Raw genomic sequence first — 25655 nt, forward strand, 5'->3', positions numbered from 1 at the left:
CCCGTTTGGTGCGTCACCACTGCGTCACCGTCAGCCCCACGAAGAACCGCCCGGAGCTGGTGCGCTTGTGCTGGATCCCCGCCACGCGCGCCTGCACGCGCTGCACGAAGCCGTTGATGGCGGGCAGCTTCTCGGGCTTGTAGCCCTCGGCCAGCGCCCAGTTCTGGAAGCGGAGATGCGCGTCGCGCGTGGCGATGGTCGGCCCGCCGTTCACGATGGGCACGACCTTCACGCAGGCGTCCACCCAGGCGGCGACGGGATCCTCGCTCAGCACCCATTCGAGGAGTTCCTCGTGGCAGCTCTGCGGGATGGCGTAATTGCGCTGGCGGATCAGGCGTGACGCGCCCTCCACCGCCCATGCCAGCAGCAGGTCCGGTTCCTCGGCCGCGATGCGCTTGCCGATGCCCTCGACGCGCTCCTCCAGCGGGATGGTGCGGGTGAAGGTGATCAGCAGCAGGCGGCGCTGCACGCCCCGGTCCACGCCGCCCTTGAAGCTCGGCAGCTGGTTCGCGGCGAAGAGGTTCTGCGCCACGGATCGGAACTCCACCCGGCTCTTGTAGACGTCGCGCCCCTCGATGGGATCGCCGGTGACGACCGCCTTGAAGGTGTCGGACGCGATGGCCTCGGCCGAGAGCTCGTCGGAGGCGTTGAGCAGCTTGCCTACCAGCCCGATGACGTGCCGCTCGTCTCCCACCTTCGATGCGGGGACCGAGCAGATCGCGCTTTCTGGCAGGAGGCCGCGGGCCAGTTCAAGCACCTGGCTCTTGCCGTTCTCGGCGGTCTTGCCGTGCAGCACCACCGCACGCGGCTGCATCAGCCTTGTGGCGTAGCCGAGCGCCGCCGCGCCGCAGACCTCCGCCAGCAGCGCGCATTTCGCCTCGGCGTCCGGGTCGCCCTTGAAGCTGCCGGCGAGCAGCCGTGCAAGCAGCGAGCCCGCGGGCGGCGTGCCAGATGCGCCGGGTTGCCAATGGCCGGGCAGGGTGTGGCGGCAGCGATGCTCGCGGTGATGCGGCTCGAGGTGCGGCACGCCCTCCGCATCGAAGCGGATGAAGCCCGAGGCGCAGTTGATGCCTGCGGGCGGCTTCTCGAAGTATTGCGGCTCGGCGCAGAGCGCGGCGCACTCGTTCAGGACCGAGTCGACACGGGTCTTGGTCAGCTTGACGTTCGAGGGCTCGCCCGCGGGCGTGAGGAACCCGGCGCCGTCATAGGCGTGGACCGGCAGGCGCAATTCGTGATCTGGGATCGCCTCCCAATGGGTGCCGCCGTAGCGCCAGAACTCGCCCTCGGCATGGACGATGCGCCCGAGGCGTTCGGTCAGATCCTCGCGCACGCGCCGCGACATTTCCACGTCCGATCCGATGAAGAGGCGCTTGCGTTCAGTGTCGGCCTCCTCGGCGCTGAAGCGTTCGGCGGCCTCGATGCGGTCGCGCACGGCCACTTCGCCCTCGCGGACTAGCACATCGTTGAAGTCCTGCTCCTCGGGCGGGGTGGCGATCAGCACGGTCATGCCGCGATGCGCAAGCTGGCTCGCGGCGCGGGTCATCTGGCCCTCGGCCTTGCTGCCGGGCAGGTCGCCGTCGCTGGCGATGATGACCGTGGCGTTCTCGGGGACCGGCGCGCGGCCGATGTTCGAGATGCCGAGGCAGGCCCAGGTTTCCTGTCCGGTGGCCTGCCAGACCGAGAGCGCGGTCTCCACCCCCTCGCAGAGGATCAGCGGTTCCCGACCGGGGAGACGCACCGCGGCCTTCGCGGCCCAACCATCGACGGCCTTATTGGTGCGCTTGACCACCTTGACCGGGGCCTTTCGCCCCTCGCCCGTCAGATAGACCTGCTGGATCGCCAGCACCTCGCCCGCCTCGTCGGTGGCGAGCGCGACCATGGCGCCGAACTTGCCGAAGGCATACTGGCGGTAGCGGATGCAGTCGGGCGGCGTGGCGGTGATCCCGCGATGGCGCAGGTAGGCGAGGACCGGCGTCGAGACGAGGGTCTCGGTGCGGCGCACGATCTCGGCCACCTTCTCAGCGCGCTCCTCGGGTGTCGGCTCCTTGGGCCTGGCCGAGCCCGAGGCGGAGCGCGCGGGCGACGCGGGCGGCGTCGCCGTCCAGGACGGACCGGCATCGGGCTCGCCCAGCCAGCTCCGCGCCCAGTCCCACGTGGCCTTCTGGTCCAGCCCGAGGCGATAGCCGATCAGTTCGATCCCCGCGCCTCCGGCGCCATGTTCATGATCGAACCAGCGGCCCTTGTTCGCGCCGTCGATTTCCACGGCAACGCTGCCCTTGGTGCCGAAGCGCAGTGTCTGCGCGCTGGAAAGCTCCCGGTTCGGCTCGCCCAGCAGCTCGCGGGCAAGGTCCGCGATGCGGTCCTTCAGCATGTCGGCCAGCTGGGCGACGGACATGCGGGTGGCGGCACCGGCGCGGCCGCCGGGCGGCGTGCCGTTGAAGTCGAGAGGCTGCCCCTGCACTGTCATTGGCGCGGCCCCTTCACGGTGCAGAGCAGGATCGGCATTTCGGGACAGACCGCCTGCACGCGGTTGGTCCAGGCGATCTCCTGTTCGGGCCGGGTTTCGATGATGAGCCCGTTGCGCTGCGCCATCGCCATCAGGGCGATGCTCGAATAGGCCTCGGGCGGCGGGGCGCAGGAGACGATGGCGACGCCGTCGGCCATGCCGATCAGCCGGTCGAGCGCAGTGCCGTCATACTGATCGGGGCCGAGCGCGCAGTCGGTGTCGTCTCCCACCATGGCGATGAAGGGCCGCTGCAGCAGCTTGATGCCGCGGTCGAGCCCGGTCGCGCGCTGGGGGATCACGAGGAATCCGACACCGTGATCGCGGATCGCCTGGACGATGGGCAGCAGGTGCCGGGCCTCGGCGGCGACCTTGGTCTCCAGCCGGTCGAGAATCGAGCCGGTGAACTGGATGGGAGTGTCAGGCATTGGCGAAGCCCTCCTGCAGGGCGATCCAGTCCATCAGCGTGGAGCGGCGCGTGGCGATGCGGCTGCCAAGACGGAAATGCGGCAGCGGACGCTTCGAGCGCGTGCAGAGGTAGTAGACGCAGCGCTGGAACCGGAACTCGTCGGAGTCGAAGAGAAAGCGGGCGATCTCGGCAGCGCCCACCATCATGTCGGGCGCGAGCGTGGCGGGCGCGGTCATCGGCCCCTCCGGGCGCGCGGGGCGCTCGGCTTGCGGGAGGCCTCCTGTTCGCGGGCGAGCAGCCAGTCGCGTACCGCCTCGATGCGGTAGTAGACGCGCCGGCCGATCACGACGAAAGGCGGGGACTGGCGCAGTTGGCGGTCGCGCTGACAGGTGCGCAGGGACACCCCGCGGCGAGCGGCGTATTCCTCCTCCGAGATGAAACCGTCGAGGAAATCGGTGGGCGGGGCGACGGAAGCGGCCCTCTCGGCGCCTCCGGATGCAAGGGGTTGGGTCATCGGCGTCTCCTTCGTGCCAGGCGACGCAACGCGCCGCCGATGCCCGAGAGATGCCGACGTTCAGCCCCCCGAAAAACCGCCCCGAAAATGCCCCCGGAGCAATAATTTCAGGGGATTACGCAGTCCTTAGACGGACTGCGCGCCAAGTGTCGCGAAGGTTGTTCTCGATGGTCTTGGTGGTGGGACAGTCCCGCCGTGGATAGGTCTCGCGATACCATGCCTGCAGCGCGCGGGCTTCGGCGGCGAGACTGTCCGCGATCTCGCCCGCATCGACGCGGCGCTGAAACTCGACCCGGATGATGTCGATTCCCTTCTTCGGACGTCCGGGCGTCCCGGTCGGCATGTGGTCGTCGGCATCGGGCGGCAGGATGTGGATGTCGTGCACGATATTCGCGCCGACGCTGGCCTCGCCCTTCCGGACATTGGTGATGCGCAGCTGCCGCCACGCGGGTGCCGGGATCGCGTGCCACGGGCCGAAGGGCGGATCATCCTGACCGAAGGCGGTGAGCTCGCCCGCCTCCAGCCTCGCCTTCATCGCGGCGAGCATGCCGTTCCAGACGCGGTGCAGATCGGCCCGTGCCGAGCGCGTCCGGTTGGCGGCGTCGTGCGAGTCCTTGGCGTCCTGCCAGTCGCGAACGGACATGCTGAGGTAGCTCGGCCGCTTCGGCGCGTTCTTGCGGGCCTCCGTCGCGCGGGCATGTTCCTCCCACATCTCGGCGGGCAGGTATTCCTTCATCGCGTCGGACAGCGGGATGGCGTCGGGCGGTGGCCCGTAGGGCTTCTGGTCGGTCATTTCTGCTCTGCCTCGTTTGCGCTGAACTCCTCTGGCGAGCGCTGCAACACGAAGGCGCCCACCGTCTCGGCGGCCTTGCGCAGCGGATCGTCGAACAGATGGGCGTATCTCTGGGTGGTCTGGACCTGCGTATGGCCGAGCATCTGGCCGATCAAGGGCAGCGACGCGCCCGCCGACACGAGGATGCTGGCGAAGGAATGGCGGATGTCGTGGATCCGGACATTCGGCTTGAACTCGGTCTTGGGCTCGCCCTTGCGGTCGAGGACCGGCTTACCCTTCGCGTCCAGCACCGGCACCTCCGCGCCAAGCCCCGCCCGGCGGCAGACCGAGACCCATGTCCGCTTGATCTCGGTGAGCGGCTTGCCGGTCGGGCCGGGGAAAACGAAGGGGCTGGGCGGCATGCCTTCAGCCTCGGCCTTCGCCTTGGCGGCGGCCTTCATCTGGACCAGCAGCTGCACGGCCGGGCCCGAGAGCGGGACGCGGTGCAGCTTGCGCTGCTTGGTATGCGCGGAGGGCTTGGTCCAGATGCCGTTCTCGAGGTCGAACATCTCCCACGTCGCGCCCAGCACCTCGCCGCGCCGCGCGCCGGTCAACATCAGCAGCTTGATCGCGTTCGCGGACATGGGCTCCGAATGGTCGTTCAGCGCCTGCGCCAGCGCCGCGATTTCCGTCCGGTTCAGATAGCGGTTCCGCTTCTCCTCCTGATTGCGGCGCACGCCCGAGGCGGGATTGTCGTCGCGCCATTTCCAGCGGATCGCGAGGTTGAATGCCTTGCGCAGCACCTCGACGGTGCGGTTGGCGCGGACGGGCGTGCCGCGGATCTCGGTGATATCGCGGTGGAGCGCGTCCACATCGTCATGGGTGATCTGCGCGACCTTCATCTTTCCGAAGCGCGGCAGGATGATCTTCTCCCACATCATGCGCTCGTCGGCCTGACTGCGCTCGGCCTTCTTGGGCAGGTGCTCGCGGGCGTAGCGGTCCCACATCTCCTGCACCGTCGGCGCCTCGCGCTGCGCCTGCCGCTCGCCCATCGGGTCATGGCCGAGATCGACCTCGCGCTTCATGTCCTTCGCTGTCTGGCGCGCGGCGGCCACCGTCCAGTCGGGCCAGGCGCCGATGGTGATCCGGCGTTGCCGCCCCTCGGCGCGGTAGTCCAGGACGAAGGACTTGGCCCCGCCCGGCGTCACCCGCAGGGCGAACCCCTTCACCTCCGCGTCCCACAGCATGCTCTGCCCGCGCACCGGCGGCAGGGCCTTCCGGGCGGCGGCTTCGGTCAGTTTCTCCGGCATCTCGGCGCTCCCTCATGTCAACACTGTGTCAACACATCTTGTGGCTGTTTTTGTCGTTGGCTGGCGGCGAGTAACAGGCGGTCGCGCCGGATAGCTTCGGAAAAACAGTGCTCTAGGAGACTACGCCGGAAAATGCGTCAACAATCAAGGCTCTAGATGTTGTGGGAAATCAGGCTCATAACCTGAAGGTCGTAGGTTCAAATCCTACTCCCGCAACCAGCTTTAGCGAAGACGCCGTATCCGAATAGGATGCGGCGTTTTTTGCATCCGCAAAGCTCAACAATCCCAACAGCTTGCCCTCGATCTCGGCCGTATGCCCGGCCGTCTCTTCGTGCTGGATGACAATGCGGTCGATCAGCCCGCCGAGGATCTCGGAGGCGCGATGGACCACCTCCGGGTCCGAGAGCGTGTCCGCCAGCGCGTCCACTTGCTCGCGATAGAGCGCCGCCAGATTTTCGGGGATATCGAGGGCAGGAGCCTCGACGGCGGCCAACTCCGCTTTCAGGGCTTCCTTCTTCTCCTCGGCCTCTCCCAGCATTGCGTAGACGCTCTTCGTGGCCATGTCGTCTCGGATGGCACGCAGGGCACCGTCGATCGCCTTCTGCTCCTGTGCAATCGCCCTGCGGAGCGATGCCTGCTCGGTGTCGCGCTCCTTTCGTGCTTCGGCGACCCGGTCGAGAAACTGGCTCCGAAAACGCTCGACCGCTTCCGGCGTCATCAGCTCGTCCCGTAGCCCTGAAAGCACCAGAGGCTGCAGCCTGTCGATGCGTAGGCCAGGCATTCCACGGCAGACGGAGGGGCCTTTCTCCTTGGCATTGGCGCAGTAATAGGCGCGGCTCTTTCCGGAGCCCGCGACCGTCATATTGCCTCCACAACGCCCGCATCTCACGAGCCCGGACAACAGGTACCGCTTGCGCCGGAGCGTCGAGGGTGCGCCTTTGGACAAAGTGCGGCGCTGCCCATCCTGGCGCGCCTTCACCGCCTGCCATAGCTCCTCGTCTACGATCCGCAGATGCGGCACCTCAACCCGGATGATCTCTTCTACGTCACGACCGCGCGAGGCGCGCTGGTCCGTTTCCGGGTTCTTTCGATATTGCAACCGGTTCCAGACGCGGACGCCGGCATAGAGTTCGTTGTTCAGGATGCCAGTGCCGCGCTTTGCGTTGCCGTAGATCGTGTTGACCTTCCATTCCCGCCCGCGCGGGGAGGGGACGCCTTCCGCATTCAACTGATGGGCAATGGCGCGGGGGCTGTGACCTTCGCTGAACTCCCGGAAGATGCGGCGGACCACATCGGCCTGATGCTCGTCAGGCTCGAGCTCGCCAGTTTGGCGCAGACCCGTATAGGGGTCGATGGGGATGCGGTAGCCATAGCTCAATCCCCCTGCAGAACGTCCGTCCGCAACGCGTCCTTGAAGGCCCCTGTGCGTCATCTGGGCGATGCGCTTCAGGTGCATTGCGTCCATCGTGCCCTTCATGCCGATGTGGAGTTCCTCGATGCGGCCCTCGGCGATGGTGTGGATCTCGACGCCGTTGAACTCGCACACTGCGAAGAGGTTCGCCGACAACTCCTGGCTTCGGTTGAGGCGGTCGAGCCCCTCGGCCAGGACGACGTCCACGAGGCCGCTCTTCACGGCCTGCAACATCTTCTTGTATCCGGGGCGCTCGCGCTTGGCTCCGGAGATGGCGGCGTCTTCGAAGACTTGCAGAACTTGCCATTCCTTTCTCTCTGCGAGCGCGGTGCAGTTCGCAATCTGGTCGCGCGTGGAGTTCACGTTCTGCAGGTCGGTCGAGAACCTGGCGTAGATAACGGCGCGGCGGGCGGTAGAGCGTAGGGAATCCATGTTCGCAGATTGATCCTCATAATTTGGCGATCTCAAGGCTATCTCCGAAAAACAGTTCACGCCGCCTCAAAAACGCCTGGATCACGCGGCACCCTGACCAAGTCTGTTCCGAGGCGTCGCGGTCGTTCTTGCCCTCCCGGGCGGTGCGCTTCGCGGCGACTTCGGCAATCAGGTCGATCAGGTTTGCGAGGGCCATTGGTATCTCCTTCGGCTGTGGACACCGAATACCGACAGACCGGCGAGTTCCGAGCCCTCGCGTGTGATCGTTGAGCCCGTGCAGGGAGGACCTGCACGGGCTTCTCTTTGGCGGGCGCGCCGACATCTGTAGCAGCAGAAGGGTCGTCGGCGCGCCCTGACGCGGGTGTTCCGGCCCGCGTGTCTCATCAGGCTGCGGAGCGCAGCCCCTCCAGGGCCTTCTCGGCGCGCAGGATGTCGTGCACCGCCGAAAGGGTGGCGTAGAGCTCGATCAGCACCGCGAGCGCGTTCGACAGGCGGTCAGCCTCCGGCGTGAGGCGCTCCTGGCCCCAGGTCTTGTAGTCGGAGACGTTCTCCGGGCTGTGGTCATAGCGGGTCTCGACGTAGGTGCCCTCGGCGATCTCGGCGTCGAGGACGCCGACGAGCTCGTGCAGCATCGCGAGAATACCTTTGTCGAAGATCTTGCCGGCCCGCAGCAGCGCGGCGAGCTTCTTCGCCTCCTGCTTCGGCTTTGGAGCGACGAGGTCGAGCACGTCCTGGTCGATCCCGGTCGCAGCGGCCCGCGCCAGCGGGAAGCACGAAGCGGCCATGGCGGTGATCTCGGAGGCGGATTTGAATGGCATATCCATTAGTCTTTCCTTGTGTTGATTGAGAGGGGAGGAGCAGCGGCGAGAGCGCGGTTCCCTATTGGAAATCGCGGTCTTCGCGCGTCTGCTCTTCCCGGCGTTTCTCTTCGCGGTAGTAGGCGGCAATGTCGGCTTCGGCTTGGATGCGTGCCCGGACAGCGTTCATTCGTTCCAGCAGGGCTTCATCGAGGCGGCCGATGATATGCGGCCGCTTTGCCCGGCCGTGGAAGCCGCTGTGGTCAACGTGGACGATGATGCGCCGTGCGCAGACAAAGCGTGTGGGCTTCGACAGACCGGCGGTAGTGCGTGCGTCTGGCTGCTTTACGATGACCTCGTAGCCGCGGTTCGCGCGCGTATCGGCGGAAGTGCCGTAGGCGATCTCGACGAAGCGATCGTCGCCGGCCGTCAGGGTGTCGAGCACCAGGCAAGGGCGACGCTTTGGTGCGCCTGGCTCGTCATCCGCCTCGGCGAGAGGGAAACGAAACAGCACGACGTCGCCGCGCTGCAAATGAGCGCTGCTCGCAACCGGCGTGAAAGGCTGGGGATGATGATACATGAGGGCCTCCTGTGACGTGGGAAAACGACGCCAGCGGGAAAGCCTATCTACTCAAGGCGGTGGTTGAGCTGCGCGTCACTACGACCGCGCAGCTGAACCACCGCCAAATCGGGAGAGCGCCGAGAGGGGGGACCCTCTGGGCAAAATCTGCCCATGGAGGATCGGAGAACCACAGCCGGACGCAGAAGAAGAGGCATGCGCGCCACGAACGGCACCACAAAAGTGTCGTGAAACGGCCCAAAGCCGACGACCTTACCAGAGTAGCGCGCTGCGTCATACAGCCCAAGCCTGCCGATACGACTGTCTACAGCGCAAACTGGTTGATTTATTCAGGATACACCCAAGGAAAACATCCACCGCCTCGCACGAGAAGACGGCGCAGTTGCAGTAGCACACGGCACACCTTATCAGTTGTATTTGGGACATAAACAGGATGGCAAATGCCCTCGAAGCCGCGCGCAAGTAAATATATCAGCCTTAATGTGTTAAACGATCTTGGCTCACGATCCGCCCGCAGGCGGTTCATTTGGACGTTTATCATTCTGGCCGCTGTTACAGCTATTTCCTATTGGTCTGCATCTCTGTTGGAGCCGGAGAATACATGGTCAAATTTCATTCGGTCCGTGTCATCCAACCTCTTTTCCGCAGCTCTAACTGTTCTGGTTGTCTACGGCGCATATATTTATTTTATCCGAGAGGACATCGAGAGACCGGAGATCGAAACGCTGCGACCTGGGGATATATCCGATGAGATAAAGGAACTGCCTGAAGATACGGCGTTCTACTTTCTTTGGGCGAGATCAGCGACATACTTCCGGGCTGAAACGCTTCAACGGTTGAGTGACAACGCGCGAAAGGCTCGGAAAACCATAGATGTCACTATTCTGCTGCCTGACCCTCAAATAAAAAATCTGTCAGAGGTCTATGAAGATATAGTAGGTATTCTGGGGGAGAATGACGGGAAAGACAAGCTGTTCAAGAATGCAGTCGCCACCTCTGCGGCATGTGCCTTGGCTGCCGCGAACAATCGAAATCTCAAAGTTCGAGTTTGCTTATCAAGCTTCATACCATCATTCCGAATAGATATGTCGGATCGAGGTGCAATCCTTACCGAAGACGACAAGTCTCTATATGCGCTAAAATTTTCAAGACAGAGCCAATTTTTTGAAATGTTTCGCTCAATGATTATCAGTGAGGTGGAGCTATCTCGGACAGTTGATTTGTCCGCCTACCAGTGGAAAAGGCACCGTGTCGGCGATGAAGACATTCCCGTAGAAGCGCTTCTCAGCTTTGGCTTTCCAGAAGATAGAGTCAGGGAGTATCGTGAGGAGATATTCTCTATAATCAAGCCGAAGGATCACCGCTACAAATGAAAGTTGAAAAGCGTCACATTCGGAGTTTTCGCGTTCACCCGCTTGGCTTTTACTATTTGGTTTTGTCCTCTGGCGAAGTGACCCGTCGCCTTCATGTTTACAGCGAAAATGCCGATTTCTCGGCAGATAACACATGGCACACCCATGAGTTCGACTTGGACTCCAACGTTCTCGCTGGATCTATTAAGAACTATATAGCTGAGTTCGTTCCGGATAGAGAGGCAAACCTGAAGGAATTTTCGGTGACCTACGATGATGGTAGGTCGATACTGCATGAGACGGGGAGGCTTGGAGCAATATCAGAGGTGGTAAACTTTACCTGCGGTGCGGGGCAACACTACTTTATTAAGGCGGGAACGATACACCGCGCTAAAAATATGGATAGCCGGTGCGTGACTCATGTAAGAATGAGGCATCAAGGGCAGAAAATATTCAGCTACGGATCTGAGGAATCTCCATTCTTGCGGAGGCAGGTTAGTGATACCGAGTCTTCTGAGATATTCGAGATACTTCGTGAAAATGACTTAATTGCATTTTGATAGGCAGCCGGGTGCGATTTATTTTCACCGATCTGTCTCGAATGCTGCTTCTTGCCTTCGTGAACGTAGTTGCCAAATCTTGCTGCCGACACTTGGCTCACAGTCGCTAATCGTTCGTTGCGCAGCGAATGGCGGCTGTGAGTCACTTTCAGTCTCTCGCGACCTTTCTGATGCTGCGGCGTGGGAGGCTTGATGCTGTAGACGACCCTGGGTCAAAAACCCATTTGAGCGTAGTAGGGATCCTTCTTGAGCGCAGGATGATCCACATGTAGGTTGGGAGCCAATGATGCGCTGCTGCCATTCTTCGCGGCTGCCAGTAGGATCAAGACCTTGGGAAAGAAGAGTGCCTGAGGAAAGGTGTGATTTGGAGCTTTAATGTAAGCTTTGAGCGATTGGCTAAAGCTGGTCGAGCTACTTACCGACAGTAGATACTCGTATACATCGTCGGCATCTGGCGAGTTCAGCTTGCGAATGAAGTCAAGATATTGACCCCATTCGGGTTCACCAATGAACAGAGACGTCAGCCCCGCAGCGGCCCGGCTGAGCCAGAAGTCGTCTGAAATTCGTTCGATATTGTCATCCAGAAGGCATTGTATTTGTGGGCGACCTAGAAAGCGAGCTGACACGAATATTGCACAGTGCAAGCCAATATCGCTCGTTGACGCGGCGTGTTTGCAGAATTCTTCTGCCCGAAGTGTGCATGCTTTGGTCTTGCGAAACTTGGCGTGAAGCATGAAGCCCGCCACATCTACGTATGCAGCATCGTCAACGAACACGCCGCTTTTCACCATTGCGGTCAATTTCTTGAGGACTGTATTTCCTCTACTCGTTCTGGAGAGGTATCGCAGTGCTGTTGGCCGCATTGAGGGATTATGCTCGACCTGCCAGAGGAGGTCCTCGTCGCTGACGCTTCCACCTGCTTCGTAGATCAAAGTCAATACATGTTTATAGATCTTTGGGCCATTGCCCCTAATGAAACGCGATTTCTCGCTCGGACCGCCAGCAGAGGTCCGATCAAGCCAAGCCTCATATTTCGAGGTTAAGATCGCCTTGGCGAACTTTAAGAATCGTTTCTTCTCGATAAGCGCCTCTACCCGTGAGAGCGTTAAATTCTCCGAAATACAGAAATGAGCGAATGCCTCCTGCTGTGATAGTATTTGAGTCTTCGAGGAGTTGAGCCTGAGTTGGCGTGATTGTAGGGTTAGATCAATATCTCGAACAATGACCTTTGCTTTCTCAACAGAACTCACGCCGATATCCATGTCGTCCATAAATCTGGCGTAGTTAGACACCGCTGAGTGCTCGCAAAGCTTGTCCACCTCGTAGAGCATAGCGTTCGCCAAAACACGTGTTGCTGATGTCTCAATTTGAGGCATGCCGACTTGTGTCAAAGGCATGAAATCTGGCGTCCATGTCAGGCGGTTCAGCACATGGATCAGCAGGTCGAGAATGGACTCGCGGATGTCTGCCAGAGAAGAGACGATGTTTCTAAGGTGCTGAAAGTTGATAAAGTCGTAGAAATTCGCGACGTCGGTTATTACGATGTAGTTGTTCTCCTTTGCAAAGCCAAAGATGCTCTTTTGAAACTTCTTCCAGCTTGCAAATGATCCGTACTCGAAGTCGCTTTGCTTAAAACCCTTCGTGAATTTTCCATCATCGGGCTCGAAAAAAGCTGACTTGCTTGGAGCTTTATGCTTCAACTCAAAGTAAACCGATCTGGAGAGCCTTTCCAGAACGAGTAGGTCTTTTGGGTGTATCAAAGTCATTTGTCGGCAAAGGCCGCGAGACTTCTCAGCCAGATACCTCTTTGGCATGCGTACGACATAGTTGCCCTCACTGACCTCCCTGTGTACGCGTTGAAGTAGACGAGTTATATCTTGGTCAATGTCTCTATATTCAACCGCGTCGAATATGAGCTGCTTCCGTATTTGCGGCTTCGTTCGCTTCTTCCACTCCTCCTTCAAGAGGCTTATATCGAAGACGTCCTTGATATCATTTTGTAGAAACTGAAACTTCGGAGATTGCAAAACCAGCCTCGCACATTGGTCGCTTAGTTATCGGACTGAGTGGCCTCGCTGGCAAGGGGGGACGCATCATGAGGTTTTGCTTTAGGACAGCGCGTCGACGTCGCAAATGCGACGAAGTGGTGTGCTCCGATCAGGTCAGTTAGTGAACGGCTACATGCGGATCGCCGCCATTCGAGCGGACCGCCGCGAATGTCTGGAAACCCATCATCATTACCCCGACCGGCGCCGGAGAAGAGAACGCTCCGAAAAGCGTTCTCTTCTCCGGCGCGGTGCGCCTCGCACTAACGGCCCCTGCGAGCAGGCGGGGGTTCGGGGGAGGAGTGCGGAACGACGCTCCCCCGGGAGCAGGGGTTGCAAGGGGAGTGCGGAACGATGACCTTGCCGCCCTCCGCGGAGGAGTGCTCGCCGCACAGGCGCCCCCGGCGGGCGGGGTTCCGGGGCAGCGCCCTGGACGAACGGCAGGCCGAACGCAGGCACCGCAGGTGCCGAAGTGCGGGCTGTTTAGTGAGTAATGACCCCACACATCCGTTCGCGCCTGTGTCAGCCCGATTTCTCCGGTGCGGGAAAACATCAACCCATTTTCTGACCTCAACGTTTGGAGGTCAGACATGGCAAGCAAGAAGCACCCGGTAGTCCTGCGGTTCGAGGGCATGGACCCGCGCGATATCGGTGGCTACGAGGCCCACCGCTATCGCAAGGGCGGCGACCTCGGGCACATCGACCGGAACAAGCCGTAGCCCCGTCGGCTGCTCGGGACCACGACCTGGGCGGAGGAGGCCCGAGCCGAGATCGAGCTGATGAAGGTCGAGACCTTCGCGGCGGAACTCGAGGATCTTGACCGGCGGAACCGTCGCAAGGATCTCGAAAAGCGGCGAATTGAAGGGCCTCGGGATCCCTGGCGGGCGTCGCGCCACGGACCGATGCGCGAACTCATCCTGACCGCCAACAAGGACTGGTTCGAACAGACCGAGAGCAGCGACGTAGAGTTCAGCACCTCACAGGAGGAGCTGTTCGAGGAGCGTGCGGTCGCCTGGCTGCACGAGCATTTTGGCGATGACGTCATCCATGCCCGCGCCGATCTCGACGAGCAGGCCTACCATATCCACGCTGTCATCATGCCGCGGGCGACCGTCAGGAAATACGGGACCGAGTGCCGGGTTCTGCAGCCCTCGATCCATCCGCTCATCAAGGACTACGAGGCCGCGCAAGACAGCGTCGGCGAGTGGTTCAGCGAAATCGGCCTGGTGCGCGGCGAAAAACGCAAGCAGGCCATCCGCGACGCGTTGAACGATGGACGGACGCCGCCGATCAATCCGCGGCATGTCCGACCCGCAGAGTGGCGCGCGAAAGAGGAACAGCGCCTCGCCGAGAAAGCTGCTGAAGTAGAGAACCGCGAGCGCCACGTCGTCGAGCGCGAAGAGGATGCGGCATCCGTCCTGGCCTTTGCCGACGCGGTGGCGGCGGGCGAGATCGACACCGACGGGCGCCCGGCCAAGAGCGCCAAGGCAAACGGGAACCCCCAAACGCAACCATCGGCCAAGAAGGCAACTCTCGGATTTGCCGCCGCGCGCAAGGCCTTCCGGGCCGTTGCCAAGCGGCTCGGTGCGAGGGCCGAAGAGAAGGCTCAAGAGCGCATCGCGTCCGAGGTTGCGGAGATCAGGGCCGCGGATGAAATCATCCTCGAGATTGCCCGCGCGTTCCCGCAAGCCCAGCGGGAGCGGATCGCGAAGATCCGGCGCACGCTGACTGCGAAGATCATGGCGCTCGATCCGCGTGCCAAGGGACGCCCGGATGCTTCGAAGTCAGGAGACGGAGACCCGCGATGATTGGCACGGCTAACCGCGAAATCTTTCACACGAAAGGTCATGAACGCTGGGAGGAGAAAATATTCTCCATCTATACCAAGCGCTTGGGCCGTCGGAATCCGCTGCAAGAGATTTTTCGTCTTCGGAGAATGGAGTCGGTCACCGGCTGCGACTCCATTTGTTGCGCAAGCCGGATGCGGCGGGCACTAAACCCGAGGCTCCGGTGACATCGCAACCGTTCAACCGGAGTATCTCAAGTGAAGAAATCGCTGTCCCAGAAACCCGCCCGCAAGTCCCGTTCGTCGCATTTCGAGATGACCCCCGCCATGCAAGCTCGCATGCAGAAGGCGATGGTCTCGATCGGCAACATCGCCGACAAGCAAGCCCGCAAGGACGACAAGATCCAGCGCGAGGCGCGGCTGGCTATCGCCGAGACCTTCGACGCCTGGCTCGACTGGATGGAGGAAACGGCACCCGAACAGGTCGAAGAGGTCTTCTTCGAGCTCGGCTGCTTCGCCACCGCCACCAACCGCCGCCGGATGTTCAAGCATGCCAAAGCGCCGGAAGGCGTCGCAGAGCGGGCGCAGGAGCAGGTCGATCGGTGGAAGGCCGAGGAAGAAGCAACCAAGGCGGACGCAGCCGAAGATGCGCAATCAAAGTCCGGTGCCGCCGAAAGCCACGGGTGACGGCTTCGCCCCGCGCGCATGGCGCGCGCGGAGGCGCATATCACCGTCTCACCTTCGAAATCGTTCGCCAAAGACCAAATCCTGCTCCCGCAACCAGTCACACCGAAACGCCGCCCTCCGGGGCGGCGTTTTCGTGTGTCCGGCCCCCCGAACGGCACAAGCCGCGACATGACAAGCCCCGCTAAAATGCGAAAAGTGCTCACGAGAGCCGTGGCGCGAGGGCTTCATGCCACCGGGAGAGGCCGGTCTGGCCGATCCACCTCGATGCTCCCCGAGACAGAGCCTTCGGGCGCGGACAGAGCTCCGCGCCTTGGCACCCCCTCGCCAGGAAGCCACATGTCGCGCGCCCGCGCCGCGCCAGACTTGTCGGTCATACAGTATTCCTGCCATTTCATCTATTGACTGACGGGTAGAATTGTGGCCCCTTAGGGAGGTAATGACAGACCGGGATGCAGGGGCCCATTCGAGGCCCGGCTGCGTCCGTGGCGCCCGCGGCAAGGACCTCGCGGGCAGGGAGGACAACTTGATCTTGAACCGAACCTCGGGGTGCGGTCGCGCAGCGTTGCGCGGCCAATGGGAGCGGCTTGCCGACCACGGGCCCGCGGATGCGCGGGGCGGGGTGGGCCGATGACGATCCTGCTCGACGACGAACAGCGCATGCTGAAGGAGAACGTGGACCGCTGGCTCGCCGCCAATGTCACGCCGCTGATCACCCGGCACGAGGCCGAGTGCACCTTCCCCTTCGAGATCCTCGATGGGCTCAAGGACTTCGGCTATCTCGGCGGGCGCATTCCTGAATCCGACGGCGGGTTCGACCTGTCCTACACGACATGGGGGATGCTGATGGAAAGCGCCGGCTATTGCTGGGGCTCGCTCAGGACCATCGTGAACATCACCAATGGCACGATCCAGAAGCTGAGCCGGTTCGGCACGCCCGAGCAGAAGGCGCGCTGGCTCAAGCCGCTCCTGAACAACGAGATCAAGACCTGCACCGGGCTGAGCGAGCCGAACGTCGGCTCCAACGTCCGCGGGATCGAGACCCGGGCCGATCTGAAGGATGGCAATTACGTCCTGAACGGCCGCAAGCTCTGGATCACAAACGGGATCAATGCCGACATCTGCCTTGTGGTGGCGCGGACCTACAGCCCGGATTGCGACGGGGATCTCTCGGCCTTCGTGGTCGAGAAGGGCACGCCGGGCTTCTCGGCCAAGCGGGTCTCGAAGATGACGCTCCGGCCCACGGGCACGTCGGAGCTGGAATTCGACAATGTCACCATCCCGGCCGAGAACCGGATCGGCGACGAGGGGATGGCGCTGTCCGGCACGCTCGCCGGGCTCAACACCGCGCGGGTGAACATCGCCATGGGCGCGGTCGGGCAGGCGCAGGCGGCGCTCGATCTCTCGGTCGAATACGCGCGGACCCGCAAGCAGTTCGGCAAGCCCATCGGGGAATTCCAGCTGATCCAGAAGCACATCGTGGACATGACGATCCGGGTGAAGGCGGCGCGGGCCCTGGCCTACACAGCCGCGGCCCGGCTCGATGCCGGAGAGGAGGCGCGCGAGGATTGCTCGATCGCCAAGCTCTACGCGACCCAGGCGGCCTTCGAGGTCGCGGACATGGCGCTGCAGGTGCACGGCGGGCTCGGCTACGCGACCGACTATCCGATCGAGCGCATCTTCCGCGACACCCGCGGCGGGATGATCCCCGAGGGGACCTCGGAAATCCAGACGCTCATCGCAGGCCGCGAGATCCTCGGCCTGAATGCCATCACCTGACGAGACTGCAATGCCCAGAGACGCCTTCGAGCCCTATGTATTCCCCGACCTGACGCACCTCTTCGCCCCCCGCACCATCGCGGTGCTGGGCGCGTCGGAGAAGCCGCATTCCATCGGCAACCACGCGATGAAGAACATCGTGGAGCATTCCGGCTTCGGCGGCACCGTCTACCCGGTGAACCCGAAGCAGGAAAGCGTGATGGGCCTGCCCTGCGTGCCCGACATCGCCTCTCTGCCCGAGCCGGTGGACGTGGTGATGGTGGTGATCCCCGCGACCGGCGTGGTCGCGGCGGTGGAACAGGCCGGCCAGAAGGGCTGCAGCTTCGCGGTGATCCTGACCTCCGGCTTCTCCGAGGCCGACGATTGGGGCCGCGCGGAAGAGGCGAAGCTGGTCGAGATCTCGCAGCGCACCGGCATCCGCATCTACGGGCCGAACTGCCCGGGGCTCGTGAATCTGAACCTGCCGCTCGGCATGACGTTCAGCCCGGCCTTCAAGGACGACATCGCGCCGGGGCCCATCGGGCTTGCCACCCAGGGCGGCGGTCTGGGGCGGAACATGATCCAGCACAACGAGCGGGGCGCGCAGTTCGGGCTGTGGTCCTCCTCGGGCAACGAATGCGACCTGCAGGTGGCGGACTTCGTGCACCACATGGCGCAGGACCCCGACATCAAGGTGATCGGCTGCCTCGTCGAGGGCTTCAAGGACGGCGCCCGCTTCGCCGCTGCCTGCGCCGAGGCCGCCCGCAAGGGCAAGCCCGTGGTGGGGCTCAAGGTCGGCCGGTCCGAATACGGCGCCAGGGCCGCGGCCTCGCACACCGCCTCGATCACCGGCTCGGCCGAGGTCAATTCGACCGTCTTCCGCCAGCTCGGCGTCGTCGAGGTGGACGATCTGGACGAGCTGGTGGATGTCGCGATGCTCTTCTGCCGCAAGATCCCGACCGGGGACGAGAAGATCGGGGTCTTCGCCTCGTCCGGCGGGGCGGCCTCGCTCTGCGCGGACAATGTCGGGATGGCCGGGCTGACCCTGGCCGAGTTCACCCCCGAGACGGCCGAGAAGCTGGCCGCGGCGCTGCCGGCCTATGCCAACATGTCGAACCCGATCGACACGACCTCGATCTCGATCTCTCACCCCGACGCCTATCGCGAGGCGCTGGCCGCCTGCGCGTCGGATGCCAATGTCGGGCTGGTCCTGGCGCCGCTGCCGATGGATTACGGCGACTATTCCGTGGTCAACGCCGGCTCGCTCAAGGCGGTGCAGGACGGGGCCGCGGTGCCCATCGTGCCGATCTGGATGTCGGAGCGTCAGGGCGGCGGCTATCGCAAGCTCGCCGCATCCGGGCTGGTCCCGTTCCGGTCGCTGCGCAACATGCGCAAGGCGCTGCGTCGCTGGGTCGATTACGGCGCGTGGATGCAGGCCCGTGACGAAAGCTGGGTGCCCGCCATCGTCGGCACAGGATCGCGCGGCGAGGCCGGCGCGACCCGCACGCTGAGCGAGGTGGAGGGCAAGCAGGCCCTCGCCGCCGCCGGTGTGCCCGCCACCGCGCCGGAACTGGCGGCGACCTCCGGGGAGGCGGCGCGGATCGCGGCCCGGATGGGCGGCCGGCTCGCCTTCAAGATCGTCAGCCCCGAGATCACCCACAAGTCCGACATCGGCGGCGTGAAGCTGAACGTCACCCCCGAGACCGCGGCGGCGGCCCATGACGAGATCATGGCCAACGCCCGCAAGGCCCGCCCGGATGCAAACCTGAATGGCGTCCTGGTGGAGCCCATGGCCCCCGAGGGCGGGATCGAAGCCTTCGTGGGCATCTCCCGCGATCCCGTCTTCGGGCAGGTCATGACCTTCGGGCTGGGCGGCATCTATGTCGAGATGTTCGCCGACGTGACCCGCGCCATGCTGCCGGTCACGGGCGAGATGGCCCGGACGATGATCGGCGCGCTGAAATCGTCGCGCCTGCTGACCGGCTACCGCGGCCAGCCCGAGCGGGACATCGCGGCGCTGGCGGATCTGATCGTGAAGGTCTCGGACTATGCCGTCGCCACGCCCGAGCTGGTCGAGATGGACATCAACCCGGTCTGGGTCGGCACCGCCGGCGAAGGGGTCATGGCGCTCGACGCCGTGATCGTGGTCGAGGCATGAGCGGACCGATGGACGGCCTCACGGTCGCCGATTTCTCCGAGCTTCTGCCGGGCCCCTTCATGACCGGGGCCATGGCCGAGATGGGCGCGCGGGTGATCAAGATCGAACGCCCGGCGGGCGACGGCATGCGCCGCAGCCAGCCCGGCACCTTCGAGATCGTGAACCGCGGCAAGTCCTCGGTCGCGCTGGACCTCAAGGACCCGGACGACCAGGCCCGCGCCATCGAGATCGTGTGCGGGGCCGACGTGATGGTCGAAGGCTTCCGGCCCGGCGTCATGGACCGGCTGGGCCTTGGCTATCAGGCCATGGCCGCGCTGAACCCGCGCCTCGTCTACATCTCGATGTCGGGTTACGGGCAGACCGGGCCGCTGGTGAAGGCGCCGGGGCACGACCTCAACTACCTCGCGCAGGCCGGGGTGACCTCGCTCTGCGGAACGCCCGATGGACCACCCGAGCACAGCTTCGGGCTGCCGGTGGCCGATCTGGGCGGCGGCATCTACGGGCTGGCCGCGGTCCTCGCGGCGCTGCTCCAGCGCGGGACGACCGGACGGGGCCAGCATCTCGATCTGTCGATCACCGACTGCCTCGCCCATTGGGTGAACCCGCGGCGCGGCGTCTACAACGTGACCGGCATCACCGACCTGCAGGCGCAGCGCAGGGTGGCGCTGGTCCGGCCCGCCTACGGGGTCTTTGCCTGCCGGGACGGCGCCATCTCGATCGCCGCGCTCGAGGATCACTTCTGGCGCGCGCTCTGCGCCGCGCTCGACCTCGGTGCCTTCGACGATCCCGCCTTCGCGGGCATCGCGGCGCGGCGCGAAAAGGCGCAGGCGCTGAACGCCGCCATCGCCGCCGCCGTCGCCCCGATGGACCGGGCCGACGCGCTGGCGCTGATGGCGCGGCACGACGTCCCCGCCAGCCCGGTCCTGACCGTCGACGAGGCGACCGCGTCGGCGCATTTCGCCGCGCGTGAGCTGATCGTGGAGACCGCCTGCGGCCCCGCCGTGCCCTTCCCGGTCCGGCTTGACGGCATGGCCCGCGACCTGCCGCCGGCCCCCGCCCTGAATTCCGCTGGAGACGTCACCCGATGACTGCCGAAGACCCCAAGCCCCCGCACAGGATCGCGGGGTTCAACACGCTCGAACTGGCGGCCGGCCTGCTGATCTTCCTGCTCGGCGTCGTCGTCGCGGTCGAGAGCCTCACCTATCCCTTCGGCACGCTCCGCAACGTCGGCCCGGCGATCTTCCCGATGCTTCTCGGCCTCATCCTCGCGGCGCTCGGCCTCGCCGTCGTCTTCGAGGGCCGCGTCTCGCTCGCCGTGGCGCCGCAGGTGCCGTGGCGCGCGGTGCTGGCGATCTGCGCCTCGCTCGGCGCCTTCGCCCTGCTGATCGACAGCGCCGGGGCCTACGTGGCGATCTTCGCGCTGATCTTCCTTTCGGGGCTTGCCGACCGGCCCTACCGCCCGGTGACGCTGCTCTGCGTGGCGCTGGCGCTCTGCGTCTTCATCACCGCGCTGGTCATGGGCTTCCGCGGCATCGTCAACATCGACCTTCTGCCGGGAGCCTGAGATGGACCTCTTCGACAACATGATGATGGGGTTCTCGGTCGCGGTCTCGTGGTCGAGCCTCTGGGCCTGCTTCATCGGCGTGACGCTGGGCACCTTCATCGGCGTCCTGCCGGGCGTGGGCGCGCTGGCGGGCATCTCGCTGCTGATGCCGCTGACCTTCGGCCAGTCGGCGACCGACGCGATGGTGATGCTGGCGGGGATCTACTATGGCTCGATCTACGGTGGCTCGACCGCCGCGATCCTGCTGAACCTGCCGGGCTCGGTCACCTCGGCGGTGACCTGTTTCGACGGCTACCCGATGGCCCAGAAGGGCGAGGCGGGCAAGGCGCTTGCGATGACCACGCTGGCGAGCTTCATCGGCGGCTGTTTCGCGATCGTGCTGATGATGACCTTCGCGCCGCCCCTCGTCGCCGTGGCGCAGAGCTTCGGCAGCCCCGAGTATTTCGCGATGACGGTCCTGGGCCTGCTCGCCGCCTCGACGCTCAGCCAGGGCTCGCCGGTCAAGGGCATCGCGATGGTCGTGGTCGGGCTGCTGCTCGGCCTCGTGGGGACCGACATCCAGTCGGGCGTCGCGCGTTTCACCTTCGGCTCGCGCGAGCTGCTGGACGGGATCAGCCTCGTCGTGCTGGCCATGGGGCTCTTCGGGGTGTCCGAGATCCTCATCAACTTCACCTCCTCGGTCTTCGCCACCTCGCGGCAGAAGGTCGACACCTCGTGGCAGGCCATGTGGCCGACCAAGCGGGAATGGAAGGACACCAGCGGGTCGATGGCGCGCGGCTCGGTTCTGGGCTCGATCATCGGCATCCTGCCCGGGGCAGGCGCGGCGATTGCCGCGTTCATCGCCTATTCGGTCGAGAAACGCGTCAGCAAGACACCCGAACGCTTCGGCAAGGGCGCGATCGAGGGGCTGGCCGCGGCCGAGACGGCCAACAACGCCGCGGCGCAGGCGGCCTTCATCCCGACGATGAGCCTCGGGATTCCCGGCTCCGCCACCATGGCGCTTCTTCTGGGGGCGCTGCTGATCCACGGCATCCAGCCGGGGCCGCTGGTGATCCAGACCGATCCCGACCTCTTCTGGGGCCTGATCGCCAGCTTCTGGATCGGCAACCTGATGCTGCTGGTCCTGAACCTGCCGCTCATCGGGATCTGGGTGCGGATGCTGCTGATCCCGTATCACATCCTCTATCCCTGCATCCTCTTCTTCATCTGCCTCGGCGCCTATTCCGCCCGGAACAACCCGATCGACATCTTCCTCGTCATCGTGTTCGGGCTCATGGGCTACGGGATGAAGCTTCTGCAGCTGCCCGCGGCGCCCCTTCTGCTGGGGCTGGTGCTCGGCCCGATGGCCGAGGAGCATTTCCGCCGCGCGCTGCTGCTGTCGCGGGGCGACGCCATGGTCTTCCTGACCGAACCGATCAGCGCGGGGCTGCTGGCCACCGCGGCGATCATCGTCGCCTCGACAATCTGGTCGTCGCTGCGCCGGCGCAAGCGCGCGCTGGCGGACACGGCCGCATGATCCATTCAACAGGAGGAGAACCCATGTTCCAACATCTCAGCAAGCTGGCCGCCGCGGGCGCCATCGTCCTGGCCGCCAGTGCCGCGCAGGCCCAGGACTTCCCGACGAAACCGATCACCTGGATCGTGCCCTACACGCCCGGCGGGATCACCGACACGAGGTCGCGCCTGATCGCGGACGAATTCGGCAAGGCGCTTGGCCAGACGGTCGTGGTCGAGAACAAGCCCGGCGCGGGCGGCACGCTCGGGCTCGAATATGTCGCGCGGTCGGATCCGGACGGCTACACCATCGTCTACGGCACGCTCGGCACGCTGGCCGCGGCGCCGTCGCTCTACAACAACCTGCGGTATGACAGCCTCGAGGATTTCGTGCCGATCCACATGATGGGGTCCTCGGCGAACACGGTGATCGCCTACAAGGACACGCCCTACAGCACGCCCGAGGAGCTGGTGGCCTATGCCAAGGAGCATCCCGGCGAGGTGACCGTGGGTCTCGCGGGGATCGGCACCGGCACCCATCTCGCCTCCGAGCTTTTCGCCAACGCGGCGGGGATCGAGCTGCTGCAGGTGCCCTACAAGGGCTCGGCCCCGATGCTGAACGACCTGATCGCGGGCCGTCTGGACATCGCCTTCGACTATCCCGTCTCGACCCTCGGGCATGTGCAGTCGGGCGCCGTGAAGGTGCTGGGCGTCACCTCCGAGGAGCGGCTGGAGCTCTTCCCCGACGCGCCGACGATGGCCGAGGCCGGTCTGCCCGACGCCGTGACCGGGTCGTGGTCGGGCATCTTCGCCCCGGGCGGCACTCCGCCCGAGCGGGTCGAGATCCTGGCCGACGCCTTCGCGGCCGCGATGGAAAGCGAAGCGGTCAAGGACGCCTTCGAAAAGGTGCAGTCCGAGATCTGGATGATGCGGGGCGAGGAGATGAGCGATTACGTGGCGGCCGAACGGGACCGCTGGACCGGTATCATCGAAGCCGCCGGCATCGAGAAGCGGTGAACCGGTGACGGCGCTGCAAACAGGAACGGGGGCCGCGAGGGCCCCCGTTGCGCTTCGGCGACGGCGGCGCTCAGCGTCCGCCGGTCACCCCGATGGTCTGGGCCGACACGAGGTCGGCCAGCGAGGAGGCGAAGAAGGTCACCGCCTTGGCGATATCCTCGGGCTCGGCCAGCCGCGGCATCGGCGTCAGCGCCAGCGACCGCTGTTCCAGCTTGTCGAAATCCGGCCGCGCCCGCAGCCGCGGCGTTGCGACGAGACCCGGCGCGATGGCGTTGGCGGTGATGTTGAACGCTCCGGCCTCGCGCGCCAGAGCGTTGGTCATGCCGATCAGCCCGGCCTTGGCGGCCGAGTAGTTCGTCTGCCCCTTGTTGCCCAGATGGGCCATCGAGGACATGTTGATGATGCGGCCCCAGTTCCGCTCCATCATGCCCGGCAGCACCGCGCGGCAGCAGTGGAAGGCGGCCTTGAGCACGACGTTGTGGACATCGTCCCAATCCTCCTCGGCCATCTTCAGCAGGTACTTGTCGCGCGCGAAGCCCGCGTTGTTCACCATGATGTCGCAGGGGCCGAGCGTCTCTTCCGCCGCCGCGAAGACCTCGGCGACCGAGGCCTTGTCGGTGACGTCGCAGACCCCCGTCCAGACCTGCGCGTCCGGCACCGCGCCCTCGATCTCGGCCCGGGCCGAGTCGAGCGCTTCGGAGGAAATGTCGATCAGCGCGACCTTCGCGCCTTCGCCTGCCAGCATGCGGCCGCTGGCCCGGCCGATGCCGCCGCCCCCGCCGGTGATGAAGGCGACGCGCCCCTGCAGCCCGAGATCCATGTTCTTCCTCCTTGGGATATTTGCTTACTGTTGGGTAAGTTTAATCCCATCTGCGGCGATCAATAGCAATATCTGTGTTGTGCATGAGGGTAAAACTTTCTACCCAATAGTAGAAAACGAAGGAAAGACGAGATGACGGCGTTGGAAAAACCAGACCTCTACGAGCTCGACGGGACCGGCCCGGGGCTGAAACTGATCTTCGGCCGATGCGCCGCCTGCGAAGAGCTGCACTTCCCCCGGACCGGCTATGGATGCCCGCGCTGCGGCGCCCGGCCCGAGAATGTGACGGCCGAAGCCCGTGCAGGGCAGGCAACCCTTCTGACCTTCATAACGCTGCATGCCAAGCTCGCCCCCGGCATCACCCCGCCCTGCGTCGTCGGTGAGGCCGAGATCGCGCCGGGCATGATCGAGGAGGTCATGCTCTCGGGCGGGGCCGAACAGTACCGCGACGGCATGGCGATCGTCGCCCGCGCCGAAGAGGTCGAACGCGACGGCGAGACGCGCCTCGCCTGCCGGTTCGCGCCGAAAGAGGAGGTCTGAACATGGCAAACCTGTCCGACATGCGTCCCGTCTACGTCATCGGCGTGGGCATGCACCCCTACCAGTTCGCCAGTGACACGCTCTATATCGACATGGGTCTCACCGCCGTGCGCGGCGCGCTCGAGGACGCGGGCATCGCCTTCCCCGAGGTCGAGAGCGCCTACATCGGCTGCACCGGGATCGGGATGGCCGCCGGGCGGATCATGTTCAACCACCTCGGCTCCACCGGGCTCGCCTGCACGCAGGTCGAGAATGCCTCGGCCTCCGGGTCCTCGGCGTTCCAGATGGCGGTGCTCGAGGTGGCGGCCGGGCGGCGCGACGTCTCGCTGGCCGTGGGCGTGGACAAGACCGGCGACCAGCTCCGCGCGGTGCAGAAGGAGAAGGTGAGCCGCCTGTCGGACACCGCGACCATCCCGCTGGTGAAATACGCGCTGATGGCCGAGCACCTGAAGAAGGAGAAGGGCCTCAGCGCCGAGGACCTCGCCATGGTCGCGGCCAAGAACCACACCAACGCCTCGAAGAACCCGAATGCCCAGTTCCGCAAGCCCCGGACGGTCGAGCAGGTGCTGGCCTCCACGCTGGTCGCGGGCACGACGACCTCTCTCATGTGCTGTCCGCGCGGCGAGGGGGCGGCGGCGGCGATCGTGGCGAGCGAGGACGCGATCCGCCGGCTGGGCATCCTGGGCGGCAAGCCGATCCGGGTCACCGCCTCTGTCCTGCAATCCGAGACGCCGCAGGTCGGGCGCGAGATCCCGTCCGTGACGCTGGCCCAGCGGGTCGCCGAGATGGCCTATGACGAGGCGGGCATCAAGGCGACCGACCTCGATTGTGTCGAGTTGCACGACGCCTTCGCCATCGAGGAGATCCTCTATACCGAGACCTTCGGCCTCGCCCCCAAGGGCGCGGGCCAGCATTTCCTGCGCGACGGCGGTTCGGCCATCGGCGGGCGCTGCTGCGTGAATTCCTCGGGCGGGCTGATCGGGCAGGGGCATCCGCTGGGGCCGACCGGCCTCGGGCAGGTGCACGAGCTCACCCGCCAGCTGCGCGGCGAGAACGGCGAGCGGCAGCAGCCGGGCGCCCGCATCGGCATGGCGCACATGATCGGCCTCGGCTCGATCTCCATCGCCCATATTCTGACCAAGGACTGAC

Annotated in this window: 25 protein-coding genes; 13 read left to right on the top strand and 12 right to left on the bottom strand. The window is 64.5% G+C overall.

From position 1 onward, the window contains the following. Positions 1 to 13: 13 nt before the first annotated feature. From Q344_RS0117110 to Q344_RS26160, 10 genes are all read right to left on the bottom strand, one after another. Entirely contained in the window at positions 14 to 2467 is a 2454-nt protein-coding gene (locus tag Q344_RS0117110) for a DUF7146 domain-containing protein (RefSeq protein ID WP_028287835.1), read from the bottom strand. Next, positions 2464 to 2931 (bottom strand): hypothetical protein, encoded by a 468-nt coding sequence (locus tag Q344_RS0117115; RefSeq protein WP_028287836.1) that lies wholly within the window; start codon positions 2929 to 2931, stop codon positions 2464 to 2466. The genes Q344_RS0117110 and Q344_RS0117115 overlap by 4 nt, the downstream gene beginning before the upstream one ends. Beyond that, entirely contained in the window at positions 2924 to 3148 is a 225-nt protein-coding gene (locus tag Q344_RS0117120; RefSeq protein WP_028287837.1) for a hypothetical protein, read from the bottom strand. Before Q344_RS0117120 ends, Q344_RS0117115 begins: the two co-directional genes overlap by 8 nt. Beyond that, positions 3145 to 3426, bottom strand: a complete 282-nt coding sequence (locus Q344_RS24280) for a hypothetical protein (protein WP_051630772.1) — start codon at positions 3424 to 3426, stop codon at positions 3145 to 3147. Before Q344_RS24280 ends, Q344_RS0117120 begins: the two co-directional genes overlap by 4 nt. Before the next feature lie 115 nt (positions 3427 to 3541). Beyond that, entirely contained in the window at positions 3542 to 4219 is a 678-nt protein-coding gene (locus Q344_RS0117130; protein WP_028287838.1) for a hypothetical protein, read from the bottom strand. Next, positions 4216 to 5508: a tyrosine-type recombinase/integrase gene (locus tag Q344_RS0117135; protein WP_028287839.1), complete on the bottom strand. Its 1293-nt coding sequence runs from the start codon at positions 5506 to 5508 to the stop codon at positions 4216 to 4218. Before Q344_RS0117135 ends, Q344_RS0117130 begins: the two co-directional genes overlap by 4 nt. 175 nt (positions 5509 to 5683) lie before the next feature. Beyond that, on the bottom strand, positions 5684 to 7351 hold the full coding sequence (locus Q344_RS26155; protein ID WP_156954735.1) for a recombinase family protein: 1668 nt from the start codon (positions 7349 to 7351) through the stop codon (positions 5684 to 5686). Between the two features lie 16 nt (positions 7352 to 7367). Continuing rightward, positions 7368 to 7547: a hypothetical protein gene (locus tag Q344_RS0117155; protein WP_028287842.1), complete on the bottom strand. Its 180-nt coding sequence runs from the start codon at positions 7545 to 7547 to the stop codon at positions 7368 to 7370. A 187-nt stretch (positions 7548 to 7734) separates the two neighbouring features. Then, complete coding sequence (locus Q344_RS0117160; protein ID WP_028287843.1) at positions 7735 to 8175, bottom strand: hypothetical protein; 441 nt, start codon at positions 8173 to 8175, stop codon at positions 7735 to 7737. A gap of 55 nt (positions 8176 to 8230) precedes the next feature. Beyond that, on the bottom strand, positions 8231 to 8728 hold the full coding sequence (locus Q344_RS26160; RefSeq protein ID WP_156954736.1) for a type II toxin-antitoxin system PemK/MazF family toxin: 498 nt from the start codon (positions 8726 to 8728) through the stop codon (positions 8231 to 8233). Positions 8729 to 9168: 440 nt separating this feature from the next. Here Q344_RS26160 and Q344_RS26165 point away from each other — a divergent pair, with 440 nt between their 5' ends. Together Q344_RS26165 and Q344_RS26170 are read left to right on the top strand one after the other, a co-directional pair. Next, positions 9169 to 10101: a hypothetical protein gene (locus tag Q344_RS26165; protein WP_156954737.1), complete on the top strand. Its 933-nt coding sequence runs from the start codon at positions 9169 to 9171 to the stop codon at positions 10099 to 10101. Continuing rightward, a complete protein-coding gene (locus Q344_RS26170) occupies positions 10098 to 10640 on the top strand; it encodes a hypothetical protein (RefSeq protein WP_156954738.1) in 543 nt (180 codons plus the stop codon). The genes Q344_RS26165 and Q344_RS26170 overlap by 4 nt, the downstream gene beginning before the upstream one ends. 212 nt (positions 10641 to 10852) lie before the next feature. Here the strand turns inward: Q344_RS26170 and Q344_RS25635 are convergent, their stop codons facing one another. After that, on the bottom strand, positions 10853 to 12454 hold the full coding sequence (locus tag Q344_RS25635) for an RNA-directed DNA polymerase (protein ID WP_156954739.1): 1602 nt from the start codon (positions 12452 to 12454) through the stop codon (positions 10853 to 10855). Between the two features lie 821 nt (positions 12455 to 13275). On the opposite strand from Q344_RS25635, the gene Q344_RS26720 reads away from it, so the two are divergent. The 9 genes from Q344_RS26720 to Q344_RS0117205 all read left to right on the top strand — a co-directional run bounded on the left by Q344_RS26720 (position 13276) and on the right by Q344_RS0117205 (position 23146). Next, a complete protein-coding gene (locus Q344_RS26720; protein ID WP_268238627.1) occupies positions 13276 to 13404 on the top strand; it encodes a hypothetical protein in 129 nt (42 codons plus the stop codon). 60 nt (positions 13405 to 13464) lie between these two features. Further along, positions 13465 to 14493, top strand: coding sequence for a plasmid recombination protein (locus Q344_RS24285; RefSeq protein ID WP_051630774.1), 1029 nt, complete (start codon positions 13465 to 13467; stop codon positions 14491 to 14493). 236 nt (positions 14494 to 14729) lie between these two features. Further along, entirely contained in the window at positions 14730 to 15158 is a 429-nt protein-coding gene (locus tag Q344_RS0117175; protein WP_028287845.1) for a hypothetical protein, read from the top strand. A gap of 627 nt (positions 15159 to 15785) precedes the next feature. Next, entirely contained in the window at positions 15786 to 16934 is a 1149-nt protein-coding gene (locus Q344_RS0117180; RefSeq protein ID WP_028287846.1) for an acyl-CoA dehydrogenase family protein, read from the top strand. 10 nt (positions 16935 to 16944) lie between these two features. Further along, positions 16945 to 19071, top strand: a complete 2127-nt coding sequence (locus Q344_RS0117185; RefSeq protein ID WP_036539817.1) for an acetate--CoA ligase family protein — start codon at positions 16945 to 16947, stop codon at positions 19069 to 19071. 8 nt (positions 19072 to 19079) lie between these two features. After that, on the top strand, positions 19080 to 20159 hold the full coding sequence (locus tag Q344_RS24290; protein WP_211249929.1) for a CaiB/BaiF CoA transferase family protein: 1080 nt from the start codon (positions 19080 to 19082) through the stop codon (positions 20157 to 20159). Then, positions 20156 to 20635, top strand: a complete 480-nt coding sequence (locus Q344_RS24295; RefSeq protein ID WP_051630776.1) for a tripartite tricarboxylate transporter TctB family protein — start codon at positions 20156 to 20158, stop codon at positions 20633 to 20635. The genes Q344_RS24290 and Q344_RS24295 overlap by 4 nt, the downstream gene beginning before the upstream one ends. A gap of 1 nt (position 20636) precedes the next feature. Beyond that, positions 20637 to 22151: a tripartite tricarboxylate transporter permease gene (locus tag Q344_RS0117200; protein ID WP_028287848.1), complete on the top strand. Its 1515-nt coding sequence runs from the start codon at positions 20637 to 20639 to the stop codon at positions 22149 to 22151. A gap of 23 nt (positions 22152 to 22174) precedes the next feature. Next, positions 22175 to 23146 carry a Bug family tripartite tricarboxylate transporter substrate binding protein gene (locus Q344_RS0117205; RefSeq protein ID WP_028287849.1) on the top strand — a complete coding sequence of 324 codons (972 nt, stop codon included), beginning with the start codon at positions 22175 to 22177 and terminating at the stop codon, positions 23144 to 23146. Between the two features lie 70 nt (positions 23147 to 23216). Here the strand turns inward: Q344_RS0117205 and fabG are convergent, their stop codons facing one another. Beyond that, positions 23217 to 23966: a 3-oxoacyl-ACP reductase FabG gene (fabG, locus tag Q344_RS0117210; RefSeq protein WP_028287850.1), complete on the bottom strand. Its 750-nt coding sequence runs from the start codon at positions 23964 to 23966 to the stop codon at positions 23217 to 23219. Positions 23967 to 24098: 132 nt separating this feature from the next. Between fabG and Q344_RS24300 the strand changes: the two genes are divergently transcribed. Then, positions 24099 to 24506, top strand: a complete 408-nt coding sequence (locus Q344_RS24300) for a Zn-ribbon domain-containing OB-fold protein (protein ID WP_051630778.1) — start codon at positions 24099 to 24101, stop codon at positions 24504 to 24506. A 2-nt stretch (positions 24507 to 24508) separates the two neighbouring features. After that, positions 24509 to 25654: a thiolase family protein gene (locus Q344_RS0117220; RefSeq protein WP_028287851.1), complete on the top strand. Its 1146-nt coding sequence runs from the start codon at positions 24509 to 24511 to the stop codon at positions 25652 to 25654. Position 25655 lies beyond the last annotated feature (1 nt).

It is taken from the genome of Pseudooceanicola nanhaiensis DSM 18065 (assembly GCF_000688295.1).
Lineage (GTDB): Bacteria > Pseudomonadota > Alphaproteobacteria > Rhodobacterales > Rhodobacteraceae > Pseudooceanicola > Pseudooceanicola nanhaiensis.

Excerpts from the sequence above, each read along its gene's own strand:
- Q344_RS0117110 (WP_028287835.1), bottom strand. The coding sequence starts at position 2,467 with ATGACAGTGCAGGGGCAGCCTCTCGACTTCAACGGCACGCCGCCCGGC.
- Q344_RS0117115 (WP_028287836.1), bottom strand. The coding sequence starts at position 2,931 with ATGCCTGACACTCCCATCCAGTTCACCGGCTCGATTCTCGACCGGCTG.
- Q344_RS0117120 (WP_028287837.1), bottom strand. The coding sequence starts at position 3,148 with ATGACCGCGCCCGCCACGCTCGCGCCCGACATGATGGTGGGCGCTGCC.
- Q344_RS24280 (WP_051630772.1), bottom strand. The coding sequence starts at position 3,426 with ATGACCCAACCCCTTGCATCCGGAGGCGCCGAGAGGGCCGCTTCCGTC.
- Q344_RS0117130 (WP_028287838.1), bottom strand. The coding sequence starts at position 4,219 with ATGACCGACCAGAAGCCCTACGGGCCACCGCCCGACGCCATCCCGCTG.
- Q344_RS0117135 (WP_028287839.1), bottom strand. The coding sequence starts at position 5,508 with ATGCCGGAGAAACTGACCGAAGCCGCCGCCCGGAAGGCCCTGCCGCCG.
- Q344_RS26155 (WP_156954735.1), bottom strand. The coding sequence starts at position 7,351 with ATGGATTCCCTACGCTCTACCGCCCGCCGCGCCGTTATCTACGCCAGG.
- Q344_RS0117155 (WP_028287842.1), bottom strand. The coding sequence starts at position 7,547 with ATGGCCCTCGCAAACCTGATCGACCTGATTGCCGAAGTCGCCGCGAAG.
- Q344_RS0117160 (WP_028287843.1), bottom strand. The coding sequence starts at position 8,175 with ATGGATATGCCATTCAAATCCGCCTCCGAGATCACCGCCATGGCCGCT.
- Q344_RS26160 (WP_156954736.1), bottom strand. The coding sequence starts at position 8,728 with ATGTATCATCATCCCCAGCCTTTCACGCCGGTTGCGAGCAGCGCTCAT.
- Q344_RS26165 (WP_156954737.1), top strand. The coding sequence starts at position 9,169 with ATGCCCTCGAAGCCGCGCGCAAGTAAATATATCAGCCTTAATGTGTTA.
- Q344_RS26170 (WP_156954738.1), top strand. The coding sequence starts at position 10,098 with ATGAAAGTTGAAAAGCGTCACATTCGGAGTTTTCGCGTTCACCCGCTT.
- Q344_RS25635 (WP_156954739.1), bottom strand. The coding sequence starts at position 12,454 with ATGCCAAAGAGGTATCTGGCTGAGAAGTCTCGCGGCCTTTGCCGACAA.
- Q344_RS26720 (WP_268238627.1), top strand. The coding sequence starts at position 13,276 with ATGGCAAGCAAGAAGCACCCGGTAGTCCTGCGGTTCGAGGGCATGGAC.
- Q344_RS24285 (WP_051630774.1), top strand. The coding sequence starts at position 13,465 with ATGAAGGTCGAGACCTTCGCGGCGGAACTCGAGGATCTTGACCGGCGG.
- Q344_RS0117180 (WP_028287846.1), top strand. The coding sequence starts at position 15,786 with ATGACGATCCTGCTCGACGACGAACAGCGCATGCTGAAGGAGAACGTG.
- Q344_RS0117185 (WP_036539817.1), top strand. The coding sequence starts at position 16,945 with ATGCCCAGAGACGCCTTCGAGCCCTATGTATTCCCCGACCTGACGCAC.
- Q344_RS24290 (WP_211249929.1), top strand. The coding sequence starts at position 19,080 with ATGGACGGCCTCACGGTCGCCGATTTCTCCGAGCTTCTGCCGGGCCCC.
- Q344_RS24295 (WP_051630776.1), top strand. The coding sequence starts at position 20,156 with ATGACTGCCGAAGACCCCAAGCCCCCGCACAGGATCGCGGGGTTCAAC.
- Q344_RS0117200 (WP_028287848.1), top strand. The coding sequence starts at position 20,637 with ATGGACCTCTTCGACAACATGATGATGGGGTTCTCGGTCGCGGTCTCG.
- Q344_RS0117205 (WP_028287849.1), top strand. The coding sequence starts at position 22,175 with ATGTTCCAACATCTCAGCAAGCTGGCCGCCGCGGGCGCCATCGTCCTG.
- fabG (WP_028287850.1), bottom strand. The coding sequence starts at position 23,966 with ATGGATCTCGGGCTGCAGGGGCGCGTCGCCTTCATCACCGGCGGGGGC.
- Q344_RS24300 (WP_051630778.1), top strand. The coding sequence starts at position 24,099 with ATGACGGCGTTGGAAAAACCAGACCTCTACGAGCTCGACGGGACCGGC.
- Q344_RS0117220 (WP_028287851.1), top strand. The coding sequence starts at position 24,509 with ATGGCAAACCTGTCCGACATGCGTCCCGTCTACGTCATCGGCGTGGGC.